Consider the following 21,082-nt stretch of genomic DNA (forward strand, 5'->3'; position numbering starts at 1 on the left):
TTCAAAAAAGAATGAAACTATCGGGACAAAGGTGGACATTAAAAGGTGCTCAACAAGTAGTAAATCTAAGAATTACATTGAAAAATAACGAGTGGAATAAATTAGTCAGTCAAATAAAAATGGCAGCTTGACAAACTTGTCCTACACCCCTTGTTTACCTAATTATTTAAAAAAATCTAATTGCATTATAAGAATAAATATTAATTCTGTACCTGTATTGTCGGTGTTTGAAGAACCCGACAATACTTTAACATTTATGTTGTATATTTCAAAAGTACCTTTTTTAAAGTACCTTAAACAAAACAATGATTCATTTAGGTTCTTTTCAGAAGCTATACCATCTTTAAGAATTGATTTAAGAAACGCATTTGAAGAAAAAACTGAAGGTGATGAAATTACAGTTTTAATCAATCAAGAAGATTTCCAAAACGCACTTGAAAATGAATTATTAATTTCCTCAATTCGACTTTTCAATTTAAGAATGATGAATAAAACAGGAAGAGAGGAAAAATATAGACGAGCAGTAAGTCATTGTTTAGACCTATCTGACAAAATTTTAGAAGAATAAATAAGCCTCGGCTCTTTAATGCCGTTGTTGGTGTTCCAATTTTGCACGCCGTTGTTGCGTGTTTTCACCAACAACACTTGCGGCAGCACCTTCGGAAGAAGTATTATAACACCTTAAAACCAAACCCCAAGATATTTCAAAAGACAAAAATGCCCCAAATTCAACAATTTAGGGCATTTTTATGTCCGTCATAAATTTGTTTCCTCGGCTGGCAGAACACCTCCCTCCCCGTGGCTTGGTGTTGAACTGGGTCGCCCAGACAAGCCAACTTGCGAAAGCAAAAACCCGAACTTCAAAATGTATCTTTAATTGAAAATCAAATAGTTGTGTTGCTTTCGCCAGTTGTCTGATGGGACACAATCCACGGAAGTATCTATTTTAAAATATTAATATTTACCCCACTGAAAGTATATATTCAAAAGGGGCAAATAAATAGTGTGGATTAATAAAATCCCCCAGATTAAATTCTGAGGGATTTTTTGTTAATAAAAAATTAAACAATCCTATAAATAGTTAATACTTGTTAAGGTGGTACGGTATTTTAAACCTTATCTTGAGTTAAATCGTACGTAGATTGTAGTAGCGATACTGGTGTATAAAATTTATATGCTGAAAAATAAAATACAATTTCCAATCAAAAAGTTTGAAATGGAAAATCATTTTAACCGATTAATATTATGAAAAAGATTATGATGATTATGTCCGTAGCCTATCTGATGATGGCTTGCAGCGACAATTCCAAAAAAGAAGTTCAAGATGCCAAAATGATGGTAATTGACTCAATGAAAATGGAATCCAAAATTACGGAGGCTAAACAAGAGGTGATTGATTCGATGAATTTGGAATCGAAAATAGAATCTGCCAAACAATTCACCCGAGATTCTTTAAAAGATTCAAGAAAACCGACTTATTATGCTGCCCATAAAATAAGCAAATCAAATCCAGATAGATATCTGTCGAGTAATCCAGCAATAGCAACAAATCCACCAATTGTTGCTACACCCGTTAAAAAGAAACGTAAAATTAGTCGCCCCGTTGAAGGTGCTTTAATTGGAGCGGGTGTTGGTGCAATTTCTGGAGCCATTATTAACAAAAGTAATCGTGGCAAGGGAGCAATCATTGGTGGAGTAATTGGAGCGGGTGTTGGTGCAGGAGCAGGCGTGATTATTGACAACAAGCAGAAAAAGAAAAGCAACTATTAATGGTATTAGCACAGTGGCATTAGTTAGTTAAATTCAGATTTCCCTTTTTAGGAAGGTGTCACAAAATGTGGCACCTTCCTTTTATTTGAAATTTATACGTATCAAATCTTTAAAATTGGTATGCGCAAGAAATGGGTATTTTAAGACATTTCGGACATAAAAAAAACCGTTCAGTATTCGAACGGTTTTTTTTATACGTTAATTATTTTTTAAATATTTCCAAGAGGGAAGCTAAGTCCTATATTCACGCCAAATCCACGATTAGTAATGTTAGTGTTGGGTGCTTGCGTAGCATCTGTTAAACCAACTCCGTAGCGTGCATCCACATTAATCCACATTCTATTTTGCAAAGCATAATTGAAACCTCCGCCAAGAGTAACCCCTAATTCGGTATTTTTATAATAAAGGCTATTTGGATTCAAATCATTGCCATCTTTATTTTTTGCGTTCAGTAAAAAGTTTACGTGAGGTCCAACAAAGAGTTTAGGACGGAAAGAACCTGGCGCATTTTGTCCTGAAAAATAGTACGTAAATAACACTGGAACTTGCAAATAATTCAAGTTAATTTCCTCGGCGGGAGCATCTAATTTTGCACCCATCTGGTTATAAAGAAATTGAACCCCTACACCAAACCAATTTTTACTACTATAGTTAAAAAATCCTCCCGCTAATAACCCTGCTTTTGACGATACATTTGGTTTTCCAGATAATGAAGTTACGTTAACTCCAATCATTGGACCAAAAGATAAATTGCTTTGAGCGGTTCCTAAATGACCCATTAAAAGAAGTACTACGACAATTAAAAAAGTATGTTTTTTCATGATATGATAATTTATGATTTTAGAAGTTTAGTTGAATCACGATTAAAATCAGTAAAATATCATTCCATAACGTTTTAAGGGGTCATTGTTTTCAGTTGTAGGTTATATTTTTAGCGAATAAAGGTTCAACTGGTTGAGTATCAATCAAAATTATAATAGGTTAAAATGTTTATTTAAAGCCGTATTCAAGACAAAAACGGATTATGTTCCTCAAAACTCCCCAATATTCCCCAAAAAATTAACAAATTTAGGTATTTAATAACCAACCCGTCACACTAAAACGATTTGAAAACGCTTCCGTGACTTCATGGTCTAATTTTTCACTTTCAAAACATACCATTCTACCCGCTAAAGGAGCAATTGTAATGGCTTTTTCAACATTATTTTTTGAATCATAAATAATCAAATTTCCACCATTCTTTGGAATCCAGTTAATGTTCAGATAATAAATTACCGATAAAATTCTGCCTTTTTTAGCTTGAAAAGTATCTCTATGGCGACGATAGAATTTGCCAATCGAATATTTAGCAAAATGAATTTCTGTCTCGTTGATGCCTAAATAACAGGTTCGATTCAAATAATTCACGAAAGCTTGATTTCTATCCAGTAATACTCTTTCCGCTAAATCAACCGATTCGCTTTCAAGCCATAAAATTTCATCGCCCCTAATTTCAATGTTTTTTTGTACTTGGTCTGATTTACCAATGCTTGCTTCCTTAAATATTCCTTGTTCGTATCGAGCAGAGAAGGTTTTGAGCAAGTTTTCGACTTCATCGGCTTCTAAAAAATTATCACAAATTGCGTAACCATTCGCTAAGATTCCTTCAATTAAATGTTCAAATTTTTGTTCTTGTAAGGTCATTTTGCAACAAAAAACCCTTGTAAGTCTTGCGAAGACGTACAAGGGTTTTTGGGATTTTGATAAAGGTATGGATTATATATTCACCAACCTATTTCATTCTTGCCACCATAATGCCCGTTTGATTTTTATTCTTTGCTAAATATTCCACCAAAGGCTTGTCGGTAACCATCACCCGCTTAAAATCAGAAGAGGCGTGAAGCAAATATACCCGTTTATCATGTAAACGAATGGCAAATCCTTCGTGCGTAATATCCAATCCATCAATGTTAGTTGTAATACCAATAATATCGCCGTTCAAAAATTTATTTTCAATGGATTTTACTTTAGATTTTGGAATATAGGTAAACCTTTGTCCGTTAATTTTTTCTTCAATTTTTTGAATTTTTTCGAGGAGTTCATTGTCGTTTGGAAAGGGATATTTTTTCCAATTCTTGCTCATGAAATTAATATCTTTTTCCCACTCCACTCCTCCCATCGAGGGAGTAACATCCTGCAACAAACCATCTTCCTCGTGCGTATATAGCCAATCCGAGAAATAATTTATCCGTGATTCGTAGCCTTTGATTTTACCATTTTTATAATATCGCAACCGTTGTAAATATTTTTTAAATTTCTCAAACGAAATATCATCTTTTCGGTAGGTCAATCCCATGGCGATGCAAGTTTCCACAAAAGTTGAGCAGTCAAATTCTCGTAGATTTACCATCAATTTTTCCGTTTGACTACCTTCCAAGGTATGTGCTTTATACGGACGATTTAAAAAACTTTTGGCAATATTCAACGTAAAATTATTCAAAGCAGCTCCTTTGGCATTTTGAACTTTTCGATTATAAATATCTTCATCTGATTCTTGGAGATATGGTTTTGAGTTTAGTGAAAAACTTATGGCAATCAGAATTGTTGAAAAACAAAAAGCCTTGTAAGTCGAAAATTGACTTACAAGACTATTCTTATTAGGATTTATTTTATTCATTATCTTGAACACGTAAGGTTAAAAGTCCACTAATTATTAAGGAGACCCCGCCCATGGTAACGATTTGAATGGGTTCTAAGTGTGCAAAATTCATAAATTTTGATAAACCTAAACTTGCCATAATTTGTGGAATAACGATAAAGAAGTTGAAAACGCCCATGTAATAGCCCATTTTATTGGCTGGCAAACTTCCTGAAAGCATGGCATAAGGCATGGCTAAAATACTCGACCAAGCAAATCCAATGCCAATAAAGCAAGGAATTAAAGCCATTTTTGAGTCAACAAACATGATGGAGATTAACCCCAATCCGCCCGCCATCAAGCAAATAAGGTGGGTCATTTTTCTACCAACCTTTGCGGCGATTGCGGGTAGAAACAAGGCAAAAAGCATCGAAACTCCATTATAAACTAAAAAGCAAATACCAACAAAATTTGCGCCTTCATTGTAAAGAGCGGAGGTTGTATCAGTTGACCCAAAAATATTTTTGGTAACCGCATTAGTGGTAAAAATCCACATACAGAATAGCCCAAACCAAGAAAAAAACTGCACCAAAGCTAATTGTTTCATCACGGTTGGCATTTTGAATAAGCCCGAAACCGTTTCATTTACCCCGTGCATGAAATTCATTTCGCTTTTTTCTTTCTCGAAAACCGCCATATCTTCTGGAGGATATTCTTCTGTTTTCAAAACCGTCCACAGAATACAACAAAAATAAGCGACCGCTCCAATGTAAAAAGACCATCTAACTGTATTGGGTACTACGCCCGCCGCCGCCGTATTTGGAACGCCAAAATAGTCTAAAATAGAAGGTAAAGCCGAAGCAATCATGGCACCAACGCCAATAAAAAAAGTTTGAACCGAAAAACCGACCGTTCTTTGTTCATTGGGCAACATATCGCCAACAAATGCTCTGAAAGGCTCCATTGATATATTTATTGAGGCATCCATCATCCAAAGTAAAGCCCCTGCCATCCATAAAACTTTAGATTGTGGCATTAATACTAAAGCAATTGTTGCTAAAATTGCTCCTGCAAAAAAGAAAGGTCGTCGTCTTCCCCATTTCGGATGCCACGTTCTATCGCTCATGTATCCAATGATTGGCTGAACTAATAATCCCGTCAAAGGAGCAGCAACCCACAAAATTGGAATGTCATCAGCATTTGCACCAAGCGTAGAAAAAATACGACTTGTATTGGCATTTTGCAAAGCAAATCCAAATTGAATACCCATAAAACCGACACTCATGTTGATTATTTGACCGAGGCTTAATTGGGGTTTGATAGTTTGGTTCATAAAAATATGGTTAATGGATTAGGACGAAAATTACTATTTTTTCTCCAAAATTTCATAAATAACCACCGAATTTGGTGAAATTTTAAGAGGTATTGGTTTATCGGCATCAAACGCAATTTGATTTTTTTGATTGAACTTCCCCTTCAACACAAACTTTTTGTTCATGGCTAAATTCATTCCATTCCATGCCCCTTCTGGGATATTGAGATTAATTTCTTGTTGCTGAGCATTATTAAAATTGCAAACGAATAATAATTTTTGCTTACCAGAATATCGCAAATAACTGTAAACTTTCTTTTTATCGTATCCATCGCCTTGAACATACTGCAAATCGTAAAAATCTCCGTATTTTATAGCATCCGAAGTATTTACGAATTTCAATAAATCACCGTAGAATTCACGCAAATATTTTTGATTTTCGGATAATTTACCCCCATCAAATTTGCCATCATTCATCCAAGCTTGTTGAGATTTTACGCCCCAAAAATCAAAAATAGTGGTTCTATCATCTGCCGTATTAAAACCTTCGGGTTCTTCGGCAGATTCACCTAATTCTTGTCCAAAATAAATCATCAATGGGCCAGTGTGTAATGTTGCCGTAACCACCATAGCAGGAATCGCAGCAAACGGGTCTCCGTGGGCGAAAGCAGGTGTGTTTATGCGTTGCTCATCGTGATTTTCTAAAAAACGCAACATATTTTGAGAAATATCGCCCGATTCATTTTGCCAAACCTTCGTAATATCCTCAACGGTTGCTTCTGGTTTTTGCTCAACTAAACGTCTCAAAGCATCGTATAGACCAACTTTATCGTACAAATAATCAAATCCGCCTACTTTTACGTAGTTATGATATTCGTTTGGATTATAAATCTCAGCGATAAAAATGGTGTTTGGATATTCTATTTTAACCTCATTAGTAGCATATTTCCAAAATTCTACGGGTACCATTTCAGCCATATCACAACGGAAACCGTCCACTCCTTTGGATGCCCAATATTTCAGAATACCCACCATTTTAATCCAAGTGGGCGGAATTGGGTCAAAATAAGTTTTACGTCCGTGCAGGATATCAACACCGTAGTTTAATTTAACGGTTTCAAACCAATCATCAATGGTTGGTTTTGCCGAAAAAACATCGTTTCCCGAAGCTTTAGCGGGTTTTTCCACGTAAGGTTTATCAACTGGCACGGGAGAAACTACCCCCGCTGGAATTTGAAATTCTGTATTTGGGAGATAATAAAAGTTGTTGTATGGCGCAAATGCTTTTGTGTTATCATCATCTTCACCAAAGTCCTTAATCGTGGCAGGTTTCATGTCTGAATGATAATATCTCGCCACATGATTTGGCACAAAATCCATGACTATTTTCAAACCATTTTTATGAATCCGCCCAACCATTGCTTCAAATTCTTGCATTCTTTTCTTAGGCTCAATCGCAAAAAACGGATTGACATCATAATAATCTTTCACGGCATAAGGCGAACCACAACGCCCTTTAACCACATCTGGATGGTCTTTTGGAATACCAATAGCGGTAAAATCTTCCATTGTAGCGTGTTCGAGCAAGCCCGTCATATAAAGATGTGAATACCCAAATTGCTTTAATTTTTGAATGGCTAAATCGTTTACATCTTTGAATTTGGTAACCCCATTTTCCTCCGCCGAACCATTAAATTTATTGGTTGTATTTTTATTCCCCCACAAATGAAACATCATTTGATAAATGGTCAATTTATCTGTTTTAGCAGTCATAGATTTAGTTGGTAAAATGTTGGTTTTCGCTTTTGATTTTTCCGTAACGGTCGAGTCTTTTGCTTGTTTTGAAGGATTCATTTGTACTTTTGAATAATTATTTTGGGTTGAGTCTTTACCAGATTGGATGTTTTTTACCAATTTTTTATCTCGAGAAGATTTCTTCAAATCATTTATTTTAGGATTTGAAATTGTATTTGTTTCTGAAGGCTTCTTAGTGATTATTTTTTGCGAAAAAATAGAAATAGGGTTAAGCAAATAAAGAAATATTACGATTTTGAAAATTGAATTTCGATTCATTTTTGAAAGATTTTTTGTTGAAAAAGAATCTGGGGCGTTATTAGCCTATTATTTATCTTCAAAAGTAAGCATCATTTTTCTATGATAAAATACTGGTATTGCTTTATTTTGGGATTTAGAAAAAAATAGGTGTTAGTTCTTAGGTGCTAAAACTTGAATATCCATTAACCAAATTTTTATAAACAATGAAAAAAACGCTCAAACTGTGGATAGTCATCTATGCACTTTTTTGTGTCTCCGCTGTGGTGGCACAAACGCCTTCAATACAGAGGATAAATCCGACCAATTGGTATGTAGGCATGAAAAATCCCAAACTTCAATTGTTGGTTTACGGGAAAAATATTGCGGACTGCGAAGTTAAAATAAATTATCAAGGGGTTACGCTTGAAAAAATCAACAAAGTTGAAAACCCAAATTATCTTTTTTTAGATTTGAATATCGCTCCTGACACGAAGGCTGGACAAATGAATATTGAATTATCAATGACAATTCAAGTTCAAAAAGGGAAAAAGAAATTCATTGACCAAATTATTAAATTAACACAACCCTATCAATTAAAAATTCGGGATAAAAAACCTCAAGTAATTGATTCAGAGGATTTTGTGTATTTAATTCTACCTGACCGCTTTTCTAATGGCGACCCAAGTAATGATAAATTTGCGGACATGGCTGACCCAGAATCCAACCGAAATAATCCTTTTTTACGACACGGTGGCGATTTATTGGGCATACAAAATCACTTAGATTATTTCAATGAATTGGGCGTTACAACGCTTTGGCTAAATCCTGTTATTGAAAATAATCAACCTCAAACAAATGAAGGTGGCGTTATGCGTTCGGCCTATCACGGCTACGGGTTTACGGATCAATATAACGTGGATAAAAGATTGGGCGGAAATGAAGCATACTTGAAATTAGTTGAAGCATCCCACGCAAAAGGCTTAAAAATTATCCAAGATGCGGTTTATAATCACGTCGGAATTAATCATTGGATTTTGAAGGACATTCCCATGAAAAATTGGTTGAATCAATGGGAAAAATACACCAATACTTCTTACCGAGATGAGCCAGTTGTGGATATAATGCACGGAAGCAAAGCAGATTTTGATATCCAGCAAAATGGTTGGTTTGTGCCTTTCTTGCCAGATTTGAATGAAAAAAATCCTTACGTGGCCAATTATTTAATCCAACACGCCCTTTGGACAGTAGAATATTTTGGGATTGATGGTTGGAGAATTGATACGTACCAATACAATGATTTACCATTTATGAATCAATGTAATGAGGCTTTGGCAAATGAATATGGCAAGATGTTTATTACGGGTGAAAATTCCGTCCAAAGCATTTATTCTCAAGCTTTTTATGTAAAAAATAATATTAATCTGCCCTTTAAAAGTAATCTTCCCTCGCCCAATGATTTTGTCCTTGAAGCGGCAATTCTTGATGCTTTACGACAAGAAATTAATTTTAATCGTATCTATTCAACCCTTGCAATGGATGCTTTGTATCAAGACCCAAATTTAAATTTGACTTTTTTGGATAATCACGACCACGATAGATTTTTCTCAATCGTGGGTGAAGATATAAATAAATATAAATTAGGGGTTGGGTTTTTATTGACAAGTCGTGGCGTTCCTCAAATCTATTATGGTACTGAAAATCTTACCAAAAACTTCAAAAATCCTTCAGATGCTGAAGTTCGTAAAGATTTTGAAGGTGGTTGGGCAGATGATAAAGTGAATAAATTCTTGGCTTCTGGAAGGACCGAAAAAGAAAATGAAGCCTTTAATTTTGTGAAAAAATTAGCCAATTATCGCAAATCAAGCGAGGCATTAAAGACTGGAAAATTAACCCAATATTTACCAGAAAATGGTTTTTATGTTTATTTCAGACATAATTCCGACAAAACTGTCATGGTAATTATGAATCAGAATAAAGCAGACAAAAACCTTGATACTAAGCGTTTTATGGAAAATATGCAAGGGTATAGCAGTGCAAAAAATATATTAACCGAAGAATTCATTTCAGATTTAAAATCATTAAAAATACCAGCAAATACTATCACTATTTTAGAATTACGTAAGTAATTATAAAATGTAAATTATGAGTTATGAAGTTGTATTTGAAAGTTCATAACTCATAATTTATAACTCAAAAAAATATGACAACAACAAAAGCCTGCCTATTCGATCTCGATGGCGTAATTGTGGACACAGCCGTATATCACTTCCAAGCTTGGAGAAGATTGGCGAATGAATTAGGATTTGATTTCACGGAACATCAAAACGAACAATTGAAGGGAATTTCGAGAATGGAATCCTTGGAGTTAATCTTACAATGGGGTAATGTAAGCCTTTCGGAAGAAAAGAAAATTGAATGGGCCACCCGTAAAAATGCTTGGTACTTGGAATTGGTTATGCAAATGACTCCCAACGAAGTATTAAAAGGCGTGCCAGAATTTTTGAAAAGTTTAAGAGCCAATGGAATCAAGATTGCCTTGGGTTCTGCCAGTAAGAATTCTCGACTCATTCTCGAAAAAATCAATATGCTTGAATATTTCGATGTAATAATTGACGGAAACGACATCACCAAAGGCAAACCCGACCCCCAAGTATTCTTGTTGGGTGCAGATGCAACAGGCTGTAAGCCAAGCGATTGCGTTGTTTTTGAAGATGCCCTTGCGGGCGTTCAAGCGGGAAGAACGGGTGGCATGAAAGTCATTGGCGTAGGTGATGCAACGATTCTTCACGAAGCTGATTTTGTCATAAATGGCTTTGAAGAAATGACGATTGACCGATTATTCTGAGAATAAATACATGAAACACCTTAGCACAGCAAATTGCCTTCATCGTTTTTCAATTAATTTTGCGGATAATAAAAAGCAATTCATAACTTATTGTACTATTTCAATATTTTTCAAAGAAAAGGCTTAATTTATGTTGTTAAACTAAGAATTGTCTTTTATTTTGCCATTAACCATCCTTTATAAAATATGAAAAACTATCTAAAACACGATGAGTGGTCTATCATCGAAGAAGGATTTAATCGTGAATTCAACGAAATTACCGAGTCAGTTTACTCTTTAGGCAATGGTCGAATGGGACAACGGGGTAATTTTGAAGAAACATTTACGGGAAAAACACTTCAAGGAAATTACGTTGCTGGTGTATATTATCCAGACAAAACCCGAGTGGGTTGGTGGAAAAATGGTTATCCAGAATATTTTGCCAAAGTATTAAATGCAGCTAATTGGATTGGGATTAAAGTTGAAATTGAAGACGAAATCTTAGATTTACATACTTGCGAAGTAGCTGACTTTCAAAGAGTTTTAAATATGAAAGAAGGTTATTTAGAACGTTCTTTTACGGCAATATTTCCATCTGGAAAACAGGTAAAAGTAAACGCAAAACGCTTAAATTCAATTGTTGATGATGAGTCAGGCGTAATTCGTTATTCAATTATACCCTTAAATTTCGACGGAAAAATCACCTTGACACCTTTTGTTGATGGTGACGTAAAGAATAAAGATGCTAATTATGATGAAAAATTCTGGGAAGAAATTCAAAAAGAAACCGCATTTGCAGAAGGTTACATTGAATTAAAAACGAAGAAAACTGGCTTTCATGTGGTTACGGGGCAACGTTTTGAGATTTTTCAAAATGGTAAAGTAGTAGATTTTCAAAGTCTTCCCATAAAAGCCGAAAAATACGTAGCCAGTCAGGTTCATTTGAATGTCAGTGCAAATCAAGAGACTGTTTTAATAAAATATGCTTGTAATCTTTCCTCGGAAAATCATCAAATTGAAGATTTAATGAGCCATTCAAAAGCTTATTTAAAAAGAATTTCAACAAAGGGTTTTGATAAAATGGTTTTAGAACAATCCGAAAAATGGGCTTCGAAATGGGAAATGAACGATATTGTGATTGAAGGTGATATTGCCGCTCAACAAGGGATTCGTTTCAATATTTTTCAGATGAACCAAACGTACACAGGCGAAGATACCCGCTTGAATATTGGTCCAAAAGGCTTCACGGGTGAGAAATACGGCGGCTCGACTTACTGGGATACCGAAGCTTATTGTATTCCTTTTTATTTGGCAACGGCCAACCCACAAGTTGCCCGTAACTTATTGATTTACAGATGGAAACAATTAGGAAAAGCCATTGAGAATGCCCAAAAATTAGGCTTTGTGGATGGTGCAGCTTTGTATCCAATGGTCACGATGAATGGGGAGGAATGCCACAACGAATGGGAGATTACGTTTGAGGAAATTCACCGGAATGGAGCGATTGCCTATGCTATTTATGATTACGTAAATTATACTGGCGATAAAAAATACTTGGCTGAATACGGTTTTGAAGTACTATTAGGCATCGCACGCTTTTGGGCGCAACGAGTCAATTGGTCTGAATCAAAACAACAATATGTCATGTTGGGCGTAACTGGACCCAATGAATACGAAAATAATGTAAATAACAACTGGTACACGAATTACTTTGCGGTATGGTGTATGAAGTATTTAATTGAGGTTTCGGAATACATAAAAACCTCAAATTCTGCACGATATTATGAGTTAACTTCCGCTACTAATCTTGATGAAATTGAGGAATTTGCAAAATTTACGGACATCATCGAGAATATGTATTTGCCAGAAAGCAAAGAATTAGGTATTTTCTTACAGCAAGACGGTTTTTTAGACAAAGAATTAATTAAGGTTCAGGATTTGGATGCCTCTCAAAGACCCATTAATCAAAAATGGTCTTGGGATAGAATTTTGCGTTCGTGTTTCATAAAACAAGCCGATGTTTTACAAGGAATGTATTTCTTTGAAGATGATTTTAAAATTGACGCTCTAAAAAGAAACTATGATTTTTATGAGCCAATGACCGTCCATGAATCTTCTTTGAGTCCTTGTGTTCATTCGATTATTGCAGCAAAATTAGGGGATAAAGAACGTTCTTATGAATTCTATAATCGGGCAGCTCGTTTAGATTTGGATGATTACAATAATGATACGGAAGATGGTTGTCATATTACTTCAATGGCTGGCACTTGGATGTCGCTTGTGAAAGGTTTTGGCGGGATGCGGGTACGGCAAGGAAAAGTTTATTTTACGCCTTTTGTTCCTCAAAATTGGGTTTCATTCTCCTTTAAAGTGCTTTTTAGAGATAATTTATTGAATATTAAAACAACGGCCCACGAGGTTTTAATCGAAAATTTATCAGGTGGAGATATTAGTATTTTTCTGTACAATGAAGCACAACTCTTAAAAGAGAATTCAAAAATAGTCGTGGAGCAAAAGGATGCTATTTTAGCATAACTTTCTTCATCAGTGCCAACAAAAAAGCCCCAAATTGGGGCTTTTTTGTTGGCACTGATATCCTTAAAATCTAAGCATTTGCAAATTCTTGCTGAACCAATTGAACATCAGGAATTGAAATATCATCTAATCCTACACGACCTCTTTCTTTTCTTACAATTCTTGAATACAAACCGACTTCTTGACTAAATAAGAAAGTGAACAACAATTTTACAAATGAAGTGTGATATTTCAAATTATCGTAAAATTCTGGTGCTGCCGCTTTCAATTTTGGAAGGTTATTCCAAGGCACCGAAGGCATATCGTGGTGTTCATTGTGATAGCCAACGTTCATATTGATACCATTTAAACCACCATAATAACTGTACGTTTCTTGATGTTGGTCTAACACTAAATAATGCTCCTGAATCCATCTTGCTCCGAGTGGATGCAACCCTACTGAGAACATGAAACTTGCGCCCATGTATCCTAATGCAGGCCATCCCATTGTATAAACAATCACTACATTGAAAGCTATTTGACCCAAAATATTCATAATTACGTACTTGTCAACAATCGCTAATTCCAAACAACGAAGCGTTCTGATTGCTTGAAAAACTGGAAAAAACAATAACCACAGAGCTTTTCCAATGAAATAATTATTAATCAATTTTGCTTCCCACTTATCTGGAAGATCTGCATCTAATTCGTGAACGCCTTGAAAGGCATGATGTTTTAAATGGTAGTTTTTAAAGGAAATAGCCGTGGGTGCTAACGATGGGAAATTAGCAACAATTCCGGCATAAACATTCCAAGAGGGCTTTTTGAAAATCAAATTATGCGCAGCCTCGTGAATACATATAAACAAGGTATGCACAGGGAAAGCACCAATAAACCACGCAGCCGCCAAAATAACATACCAAGCTTGGTCTTTCACTAAATACGCCATTAAAAGCTGGATTGCCACACACGACAAAATCCAAACCATCGTCATTGGGTTTTTAGAAATCAATTTTTTAACTTCTGGATGAGCTTTTAAAATTTCTCGTGTTCGTACACGATGTGGTTCGACACCCTCTACACGGGTAAAATCTTGTTGATAAGCCATTGATGATTTTGTTTATTATTAATTAATAAGGATTTCGTAATTCTTAAAAAAGTCCCACAAATATACAAGGAACAGGACGTTTTATCAATTTGTTTCTGAAATAATCCAATTTTAAAAAATATTTTTTTAAATAAAAATGATTAATAAATGGGAATGATGCCTTTTTAACTGGTAATGATGTAATGATTTAATTATGAGAAATTTGTAAAAAAATAAATTTCTTAACTCTTAATCGTCTTATTCCATGAAAAATCAATTTAAATTCCCTAAACTATCCATTTTAGTGTTAGCAACCTGTCTTTTACTTTCAAATAGTTGTAAAAAGGATGCAACAACGGTTTCGCCTGATGCTTGTGCTGTTAACGCAGATTTGGTTACCAAAGCGGCAACAACTTTTAGTAACTCACCAACTAAAACGAACTGCGATGCCTATTTAGCTTCACTTAATACCTATGTTGATAGCTGTCCAGGATTGACAACTGCCCAAAGAGCTGATTATAAAGCACAAATAGCTGCTACAAAATGTCAGTAAAATTGATAATTTTCGTGGGAAGTAAACTGAGTCCAATTACTTCCAACGAAAATTAACCAAACCACCACGGGTCATTTACGCTATGACCGTTAATGATGTACGCTTTTTGTTTCATGAATTTTTTAATTGATGATGGGCCAATTCTGGTACCTCCGATTCCAGACATTTTGTAGGGATATTTCTCTCCTGCCTGCAATACAGCCGTTAGTGCCGCATCATTTATGGAAATGGCACCACATTTCATTTTACGGGCAATTTCCATGGCTTCATCTTCCGTACCAGCAAAAACGGCTCCACCCAACCCGTATTGCGTTCTATTTGCGAAACCAATAGCTTCCTCAATTACTGAGTAGGTCATCACTGGCAAAATTGGCCCCAGTGTTTCTTCATCCATAATTTTCATATCGTGAGTGACATTAATCAAAATAGTTGGTCGGCAATAAAATCCTCCTCCTAATTCTTCACATTTTCGTGAACCAGCTTTTAATATCGCCCCTTTCTTGAAAGCATCATCCAATTGGTGGTCAATAATTGCGACTTGCTTTTCAGATATAATTGGGCCAATTTGCCCAGAATCCATATCTGGATACGCCAATTGTAATAAATTTGCTTTCCCAACCAATCTTGATAAAAATTGATGGTAAACATTTCGATGAACATAAATTCTTTCGATTGATGAACAAGATTGTCCAGCATTAACTACACTTCCCCACAAAATTGCGGATGAAGCTCTTTCAATATCAGCCGTTTCTGTAACAATAACGGCATCCTTTCCACTTAATTCCAGAAATACGGGAATAAAATTATCACAAGCTGCCTGATACACTTTTTTACCTGTGGCAGTCGAACCTGTGAAACAGATAATGTCCGTTAATTTACAAAGCGCTGCTCCAGTTTCGCCCCCGCCTTCAACATAATGTAAAATATCCAATAAATCAGGAATTTGATTAATCGTTTTTTGGATAACTTCAATAAATCTTGGGGTAATTTCTGAAGGTTTTACAACCACAGCGCATCCCGCCAATAAAGCAGGAATGGTATCAATTAGGGAATGTTGCAATGGAAAATACGAAGGACTAATAACCCCAACGAGTGAATGAGGTTCTAATGCTTGCTCAATTTCTAAAAATGGTATAGAAGAAGTTTTTTTGTCGGTTTCGGAAAATAATTCCCTTGAAATATTAGACCATCTATCAATTGATAATGCTATCCAATCAACTTCTAATATCGTTTCCCACTTCCTGCCAGTATCCATGCAAAGGGCATCAATCAACTCCGCTTTATGTTCATCAATGGCCACTTTCCAAGCCTGTAAAGCATTAATTCGATATTCAATCCCTGATTCTTTCCATGCAGTTTGTGCTTCACGCATGGAAGTAGTCTTATTTTTTAAATCTTCTGGCTTTGGTGGAAATATTTCGTAATAATATTGTCCTGTTCTTGGATTTTTTATTTTCATATTTATAACTCAAAACGAGTTTTTCACTCAATGGTTGCTTGAGAAAAAACTCGTTTATAAAATTTAAAATGTATTAAACTTGTTATTCCTTGATTAACAGAAGTTGTAGAAAATCACTAAGACTTCTTTTTAGTTCGTTTTTCTTTGCGTTCACCTTCTACGCCTAAATTTTTCAATTCGTTCATATCTTCTGTCAACCTAACTTCAGTTGGCAAAAATAAGGTTAAGTTTTGCGTATTGACTCCCAATTTTACTTTTATGGTTTCGTATCCACCAAATGATATTTCAATAGCATCAGCATTTGTATCCATGCGAATCGAAAATTTACCATTGGCATCCGTGATTGTACCTTTGTCAACTTTACCTTTTACAGTTATATTAACGCCAGATAAGATTTGTTCAAAATCAGCATCAATTACTTTTCCAGATACCACAACTTGGGCAAAAGTTGAAACTGAAAAAATGAGTAATAGTGGGGTTAGAATATTTTTCTTCATTTTTGTGGAATTGGTGGTTAAAATTTTATGACTAATAATTGATGATTTATCTTTGTAACTTGCGGTTAATCATTCAAAGTATTTTTTTTCGTCTTCTAAATTCGTATTTCAACAAAAATACGAATTACAATTAGAAACAATGTAATCTCTAATGTTATTTAATTGATTGAATTCACTATTTTAGCCATTGATTTTAAAATTCCACTAAAATAATCTTAAAACATATTATTGCGGATTACGATGAAAAATATAAAAGATTTCGACAAAAAAGAGGCAATCTTTCAAGCAATGTTAGAATTAATATCAAAACACGGCTTTCATAGTTCACCTATGTCGGAAGTAGCTAAACAGGCAGATGTTGCAGCAGGCACGATTTATCATTATTTCAAAAGCAAAGACGAATTAATTTGTGCCTTATATATACGATTGAGAGAAAAATTTGTTGAGAATTTGCTTAAAACCGACGATGCCAATAAGACTTTCAAAGATCGTTTTCGCCATTTTTATTTACAAATGATTCAAAATGGCATTAAAAATCCGAAGGAGTTTTACTTTTTGGAACAGTTTGTTAATTCACCTTATGTCTCTATGATTGCAAAAACAGAAATTACTCGATTGGAACAACCCATTTATGATTTTCTTCGTAAGGCTGTTTTTACGCAAGTTTTAAGCGATATTCCACCAAAAATATTAGTCGCCTTCGTGATGGGAAGTGCTACTTCAATCATTAAATTACAGCTTTCTGGCGAATTCCAAATAACATCTTCTGATTTAGAATTAGCATTTTTTGCTTGTTGGGATGGAATTAAAAAAAGTTAGCATTTCAATTACTTATGCGTTTTATTGAAGTACTTAAACGCAAAATATAAGGCTACCAAAAGCAAAATGAAGAAACCCAAAGACATTAATTTCTCAGCGCCTTCGGGCAATTGTGATGTGGTTGTTTGTAATAAAATCATAATGTTATTTTTATTAATAAATTTAAATATTCTGAACGACAATAATTGTATTTCAATCAAACAAATTAACAAATCTAAATTTATATGTCAAAGGAAAAGCGTGTATTTCTGAAAATGATAAATCATAAAGTTTAGATTTAAGTAAGATAACTATTTCAGAAATTTCGCAACAATCAAGATGCAAAAAACAATAAAAATTGGTGTAATCAATGTTTCTGACCGTGCAAGTGCGGGTATATACGAGGACATTCCTGGGAAGGCAGTAGTAGATACCTTGAAAGCGTACCTAATTTCTGAATTTGAAACGGTATATCGGGTAATTCCAGATGAAAAAGATTTAATTTCGGCAACATTAATTGAAATGGCAGACATTCATCAATGCTCTTTAATTGTAACAACTGGCGGAACGGGCCCCGCAAAACGTGATGTAACACCCGAAGCCACCGAAGCAATTTGCGAAAAAATGATGCCTGGATTCGGAGAATTAATGCGTCAGGAAAGTTTGAAATATGTACCAACGGCCATTCTTTCAAGACAAACAGCGGGTATCAGAGGGAGTTCTTTAATTATCAATTTGCCCGGAAAACCCAAAGCAATTCGGCAGTGTTTAGACGCTGTTTTTCCAGCCGTTCCTTATTGTATAGATTTGATTGAAGGGGCGTATTTAGTTTGTAATCAAGAAGTTATGAAAGAATTTAGACCGTTATAAATTAATAATTGACAATGGATAATTGACAATTGTCAGATTCCCACTATTAATTATCCATTATTCATTATCAATTGTTAATTATCAACGAAGCCTGTCTAATTCATTCGTTAAATCATCGACAATATTTTTGACTCTTTCCAGAGAAATATGGGGTTCGGGCAGTTGCTGACTTATGAAGGAATTAACCTCCCAAATTTCGACAATATCTTTGATTGAAATCTCAAAACTTGAAATCGTAGGATTATCTGAACTCAATAACAAAGCACCTTTTATTTTTACTTGATTATAAACTCTACGATAAATAATCCCCATCTGTGCCGTTACCAAAATATAAAATTTCCCATCATTTACATCCGACCAATCCGAAATTCCAGTGCCTAGAATGATAGAATTCTGCATTGGAAAATCACTGCCAGCCTCAAATGCTCTACTTCTTTCCGCAGTAATAAATGGCAATGAAATCGTAGGCAAAGTGCGTAAATAATCGGCTTTTTGGCAATTCGCTAAATATTCCTTCAATGCACTGTTTTTGACAAAAGGCGTTTGTTTCGCACCATTTTTTGTCTGATTTTGTGGCTCACTTTTAGCAAAATTACTAACCGTGTGCAAATGACTATCCACGAATTGCTGAAAAGATGCTTCATTATCCGGTAAAAAATTTCGCTGTGAAGTTTGTCTCTGCGGCGTAATGACTGTTTCTTCTCGCTCTTGAAAAAAATCTTCAACCAATTTAGCAACAGGTAAAGGTTCGGAAGAATTAGTAAACGGTCGTGTTTCTGCTTGAAAATTCGAAAGTTGTGATTTGCTTTGAGGGGGATTTTGTTCAATGATTCCAGTAGTACTCTGCGCCAAACTTATCCCCGGAGTTTCTCGAATTTTACGAATATCTGTTTTAATCAGAGAATCAACTGATGTGCCAAAAACTTGGGCAATTGTTTTGAGATTTTCAAGATTTGGATTAGCTCTCGCTTCTTCATAAGCACCCAACAATGAACGCTTTATGCCAATTCTTCGAGCAAATTGCTCTTGTGTCAAACCATTCAATCGACGGAGGTATTTGATGTTGTTACTGACTATGGACATAGTGAGATATTTTTAGCTAAGCGTGTTTTAAGGTTCGACTACTTATCAAAACTACTTAGTAATAATTGTAAGATTACTAAAATAAATCTATTATTTACTAATCATATTGTAAAATAACTATAAAATATTGAAAAAGCCAATTCGTATCCTTTTTTTTGTATTTTTACATCATTCATGTAAACAAAACTGCAAGCAAAAATTATGGAACAACTATTAATAGATACAGAAATTGAGCAGGAAATTCTAAGCGTTTTTAAAGCCCAAAAGTCAAATATGCAAAACCTTGCTAATTCAAATGCGAGGGAACGCAAAGCTAAACTTCAAAAGATGCTGGATTGGACGCTTTCGCACGAAACTGAAATTGGACAAGCGCTTTACAAAGATTTTAAGAAGAATCCTGCTGAAACTAATTTGGGTGAAATATTTGGCGTTGTTGGTGAAATAAAACATTTAATGAAACACTTAAATTCATGGATGAAACCTCAGTCAGTCCCAACGCCCATGAACATGATTGGCACCTCCGCCCACGTAAGATTTGAACCCAAAGGTGTTTGTTTGGTGATTTCTCCTTGGAATTATCCTTTCAATCTTTCCATAAAACCATTGGTACAAGCAATCGCTGCGGGTAATTCCGTCATGCTGAAACCTTCAGAATTAACTCCTCATACTTCAGCATTACTCAAAAAAATGATTTCCGAATTATTTGACAAAAATGAAGTTTGGGTAATTGAAGGAGATGCTACCGTTTCACAAATATTACTGAATCAACCTTTTAATCATATATTTTTTACTGGAAGCCCAAATGTCGGGAAAATTGTCATGTCAGCGGCCGCTAAAAACTTGACTTCTGTTACTTTAGAATTGGGAGGAAAATCGCCTTGTATCGTGGATGAAACTGCGAATATCAAAAAATCGGCCGAGAAAATTGCTTGGGGAAAATTTATCAATAATGGTCAAACTTGCATCGCTCCCGATTATATTTTGGTACATAAAAGTGTTGAAAATGAATTCGTCAATGAAATAAATCATGCTATAAAATCAATGTACGGCGAAGACGCAAAAGTTTCGGATGATTATTGTAGAATTGTAAATAATCGTCATTTTAACCGCTTAAATGGACTTTTAGAAGAATCAATTGAGAAAGGAGCTAAAGTAGCAGCGGGCGGACAAAAGGATGGTTCAGAAAACTATATTTCACCTACGATTCTTACGAATGTGGATGATTCAATGAAAATTATGCAGGAAGAAATATTTGGACCAATTCTACCCGTTGTCGGTTATTCAACCAATGAAGAAGCAATCACGCACATTAAAAATCGTGAAAAGCCTTTAGCAATGTACATTAATTCTGGAAAAGAATCGAATATTAAGTATTTCATGGATAATTCTTCGGCGGGTGGAACGATAATCAATGATTGCGTAATTCATTATGGACACACTGAAATTCCTTTTGGAGGAGTGAATAATTCAGGAATTGGAAAATCTGGCGGGATTTGGGGCTTTACTGAATTCTCAAATCAAAGAGCCGTAATGAGACAGAAATTTGGAACTTTCAAGATGATTTATCCTCCCTATACGCCAACGGTTGCGAAATTAATTCGCTTTTTTGTCAAGTATTTATAAGTTTCATATTTGGTAATAAAAAAGAGCGACTTCACTTAACT

General features: G+C 35.0%; 19 protein-coding genes. 9 read left to right on the forward strand and 10 right to left on the reverse strand.

The genetic code is table 11. The features are described 5' to 3' along the window. Window positions 1–136 precede the first annotated feature (136 nt). Together AC1W31_RS14880 and AC1W31_RS14885 are read left to right on the forward strand one after the other, a co-directional pair. Entirely contained in the window at window positions 137–568 is a 432-nt protein-coding gene (locus AC1W31_RS14880) for a hypothetical protein (protein ID WP_481735264.1), read from the forward strand. Window positions 569–1,245: 677 nt separating this feature from the next. Further along, entirely contained in the window at window positions 1,246–1,770 is a 525-nt protein-coding gene (locus AC1W31_RS14885; RefSeq protein ID WP_481735265.1) for a YMGG-like glycine zipper-containing protein, read from the forward strand. Window positions 1,771–1,979: 209 nt separating this feature from the next. Here the strand turns inward: AC1W31_RS14885 and AC1W31_RS14890 are convergent, their stop codons facing one another. From AC1W31_RS14890 to AC1W31_RS14910, 5 genes are all read right to left on the reverse strand, one after another. After that, a complete protein-coding gene (locus AC1W31_RS14890) occupies window positions 1,980–2,591 on the reverse strand; it encodes a porin family protein (protein WP_481735266.1) in 612 nt (203 codons plus the stop codon). A 247-nt stretch (window positions 2,592–2,838) separates the two neighbouring features. Further along, window positions 2,839–3,453, reverse strand: a complete 615-nt coding sequence (locus AC1W31_RS14895) for a 2OG-Fe(II) oxygenase (protein ID WP_481735267.1) — start codon at window positions 3,451–3,453, stop codon at window positions 2,839–2,841. 88 nt (window positions 3,454–3,541) lie between these two features. Further along, window positions 3,542–4,426 (reverse strand): N-acetylmuramoyl-L-alanine amidase-like domain-containing protein, encoded by an 885-nt coding sequence (locus tag AC1W31_RS14900; protein ID WP_481735268.1) that lies wholly within the window; start codon window positions 4,424–4,426, stop codon window positions 3,542–3,544. After that, window positions 4,419–5,720 (reverse strand): MFS transporter, encoded by a 1,302-nt coding sequence (locus tag AC1W31_RS14905; protein ID WP_481735269.1) that lies wholly within the window; start codon window positions 5,718–5,720, stop codon window positions 4,419–4,421. Before AC1W31_RS14905 ends, AC1W31_RS14900 begins: the two co-directional genes overlap by 8 nt. Before the next feature lie 33 nt (window positions 5,721–5,753). After that, window positions 5,754–7,772: an alpha-amylase family glycosyl hydrolase gene (locus AC1W31_RS14910; protein ID WP_481735270.1), complete on the reverse strand. Its 2,019-nt coding sequence runs from the start codon at window positions 7,770–7,772 to the stop codon at window positions 5,754–5,756. 185 nt (window positions 7,773–7,957) lie between these two features. Here AC1W31_RS14910 and AC1W31_RS14915 point away from each other — a divergent pair, with 185 nt between their 5' ends. The 3 genes from AC1W31_RS14915 (at window position 7,958) to AC1W31_RS14925 (ending at window position 13,092) form a co-directional block, all read left to right on the forward strand. Continuing rightward, entirely contained in the window at window positions 7,958–9,859 is a 1,902-nt protein-coding gene (locus tag AC1W31_RS14915; protein WP_481735271.1) for an alpha-amylase family glycosyl hydrolase, read from the forward strand. A gap of 74 nt (window positions 9,860–9,933) precedes the next feature. After that, entirely contained in the window at window positions 9,934–10,578 is a 645-nt protein-coding gene (gene pgmB / locus AC1W31_RS14920; protein ID WP_481735272.1) for a beta-phosphoglucomutase, read from the forward strand. A 186-nt stretch (window positions 10,579–10,764) separates the two neighbouring features. Then, window positions 10,765–13,092, forward strand: a complete 2,328-nt coding sequence (locus AC1W31_RS14925) for a glycoside hydrolase family 65 protein (RefSeq protein ID WP_481735273.1) — start codon at window positions 10,765–10,767, stop codon at window positions 13,090–13,092. A gap of 70 nt (window positions 13,093–13,162) precedes the next feature. On the opposite strand, the gene AC1W31_RS14930 is transcribed toward AC1W31_RS14925, so the two are convergent. Next, window positions 13,163–14,179 (reverse strand): fatty acid desaturase, encoded by a 1,017-nt coding sequence (locus AC1W31_RS14930; RefSeq protein ID WP_481735274.1) that lies wholly within the window; start codon window positions 14,177–14,179, stop codon window positions 13,163–13,165. A gap of 244 nt (window positions 14,180–14,423) precedes the next feature. Between AC1W31_RS14930 and AC1W31_RS14935 the strand changes: the two genes are divergently transcribed. Then, entirely contained in the window at window positions 14,424–14,711 is a 288-nt protein-coding gene (locus tag AC1W31_RS14935; RefSeq protein WP_481735275.1) for a hypothetical protein, read from the forward strand. 52 nt (window positions 14,712–14,763) lie between these two features. On the opposite strand, the gene AC1W31_RS14940 is transcribed toward AC1W31_RS14935, so the two are convergent. Both AC1W31_RS14940 and AC1W31_RS14945 read right to left on the reverse strand, forming a co-directional pair. Beyond that, window positions 14,764–16,170 carry an aldehyde dehydrogenase family protein gene (locus tag AC1W31_RS14940; protein ID WP_481735276.1) on the reverse strand — a complete coding sequence of 469 codons (1,407 nt, stop codon included), beginning with the start codon at window positions 16,168–16,170 and terminating at the stop codon, window positions 14,764–14,766. A gap of 116 nt (window positions 16,171–16,286) precedes the next feature. Continuing rightward, complete coding sequence (locus AC1W31_RS14945; RefSeq protein WP_481735277.1) at window positions 16,287–16,667, reverse strand: carboxypeptidase-like regulatory domain-containing protein; 381 nt, start codon at window positions 16,665–16,667, stop codon at window positions 16,287–16,289. A gap of 240 nt (window positions 16,668–16,907) precedes the next feature. Between AC1W31_RS14945 and AC1W31_RS14950 the strand changes: the two genes are divergently transcribed. Next, window positions 16,908–17,486 carry a TetR/AcrR family transcriptional regulator gene (locus AC1W31_RS14950; RefSeq protein WP_481735278.1) on the forward strand — a complete coding sequence of 193 codons (579 nt, stop codon included), beginning with the start codon at window positions 16,908–16,910 and terminating at the stop codon, window positions 17,484–17,486. A gap of 8 nt (window positions 17,487–17,494) precedes the next feature. Here AC1W31_RS14950 and AC1W31_RS14955 read toward each other — a convergent pair whose 3' ends face one another. Continuing rightward, on the reverse strand, window positions 17,495–17,626 hold the full coding sequence (locus tag AC1W31_RS14955) for a hypothetical protein (RefSeq protein ID WP_481735279.1): 132 nt from the start codon (window positions 17,624–17,626) through the stop codon (window positions 17,495–17,497). 178 nt (window positions 17,627–17,804) lie between these two features. On the opposite strand from AC1W31_RS14955, the gene mog reads away from it, so the two are divergent. Beyond that, window positions 17,805–18,335: a molybdopterin adenylyltransferase gene (gene mog, locus AC1W31_RS14960; RefSeq protein WP_481735281.1), complete on the forward strand. Its 531-nt coding sequence runs from the start codon at window positions 17,805–17,807 to the stop codon at window positions 18,333–18,335. An 81-nt stretch (window positions 18,336–18,416) separates the two neighbouring features. Here the strand turns inward: mog and AC1W31_RS14965 are convergent, their stop codons facing one another. Further along, complete coding sequence (locus AC1W31_RS14965; RefSeq protein WP_481735282.1) at window positions 18,417–19,418, reverse strand: helix-turn-helix domain-containing protein; 1,002 nt, start codon at window positions 19,416–19,418, stop codon at window positions 18,417–18,419. A 201-nt stretch (window positions 19,419–19,619) separates the two neighbouring features. Here AC1W31_RS14965 and AC1W31_RS14970 point away from each other — a divergent pair, with 201 nt between their 5' ends. Continuing rightward, window positions 19,620–21,041, forward strand: coding sequence for an aldehyde dehydrogenase family protein (locus tag AC1W31_RS14970; protein ID WP_481735283.1), 1,422 nt, complete (start codon window positions 19,620–19,622; stop codon window positions 21,039–21,041). Window positions 21,042–21,082: the final 41 nt, after the last annotated feature.

Source organism: Arcicella sp. (assembly GCF_964672035.1).

Excerpts from the sequence above, each read along its gene's own strand:
- AC1W31_RS14915 (WP_481735271.1), top strand. The coding sequence starts at position 7,958 with ATGAAAAAAACGCTCAAACTGTGGATAGTCATCTATGCACTTTTTTGT.
- AC1W31_RS14955 (WP_481735279.1), bottom strand. The coding sequence starts at position 17,626 with ATGATTTTATTACAAACAACCACATCACAATTGCCCGAAGGCGCTGAG.
- pgmB (WP_481735272.1), top strand. The coding sequence starts at position 9,934 with ATGACAACAACAAAAGCCTGCCTATTCGATCTCGATGGCGTAATTGTG.
- AC1W31_RS14930 (WP_481735274.1), bottom strand. The coding sequence starts at position 14,179 with ATGGCTTATCAACAAGATTTTACCCGTGTAGAGGGTGTCGAACCACAT.
- AC1W31_RS14905 (WP_481735269.1), bottom strand. The coding sequence starts at position 5,720 with ATGAACCAAACTATCAAACCCCAATTAAGCCTCGGTCAAATAATCAAC.
- AC1W31_RS14935 (WP_481735275.1), top strand. The coding sequence starts at position 14,424 with ATGAAAAATCAATTTAAATTCCCTAAACTATCCATTTTAGTGTTAGCA.
- AC1W31_RS14965 (WP_481735282.1), bottom strand. The coding sequence starts at position 19,418 with ATGTCCATAGTCAGTAACAACATCAAATACCTCCGTCGATTGAATGGT.
- AC1W31_RS14910 (WP_481735270.1), bottom strand. The coding sequence starts at position 7,772 with ATGAATCGAAATTCAATTTTCAAAATCGTAATATTTCTTTATTTGCTT.
- AC1W31_RS14890 (WP_481735266.1), bottom strand. The coding sequence starts at position 2,591 with ATGAAAAAACATACTTTTTTAATTGTCGTAGTACTTCTTTTAATGGGT.
- AC1W31_RS14900 (WP_481735268.1), bottom strand. The coding sequence starts at position 4,426 with ATGAATAAAATAAATCCTAATAAGAATAGTCTTGTAAGTCAATTTTCG.
- AC1W31_RS14950 (WP_481735278.1), top strand. The coding sequence starts at position 16,908 with ATGAAAAATATAAAAGATTTCGACAAAAAAGAGGCAATCTTTCAAGCA.
- AC1W31_RS14895 (WP_481735267.1), bottom strand. The coding sequence starts at position 3,453 with ATGACCTTACAAGAACAAAAATTTGAACATTTAATTGAAGGAATCTTA.
- AC1W31_RS14925 (WP_481735273.1), top strand. The coding sequence starts at position 10,765 with ATGAAAAACTATCTAAAACACGATGAGTGGTCTATCATCGAAGAAGGA.
- AC1W31_RS14885 (WP_481735265.1), top strand. The coding sequence starts at position 1,246 with ATGAAAAAGATTATGATGATTATGTCCGTAGCCTATCTGATGATGGCT.
- AC1W31_RS14940 (WP_481735276.1), bottom strand. The coding sequence starts at position 16,170 with ATGAAAATAAAAAATCCAAGAACAGGACAATATTATTACGAAATATTT.
- AC1W31_RS14970 (WP_481735283.1), top strand. The coding sequence starts at position 19,620 with ATGGAACAACTATTAATAGATACAGAAATTGAGCAGGAAATTCTAAGC.
- AC1W31_RS14945 (WP_481735277.1), bottom strand. The coding sequence starts at position 16,667 with ATGAAGAAAAATATTCTAACCCCACTATTACTCATTTTTTCAGTTTCA.
- mog (WP_481735281.1), top strand. The coding sequence starts at position 17,805 with ATGCAAAAAACAATAAAAATTGGTGTAATCAATGTTTCTGACCGTGCA.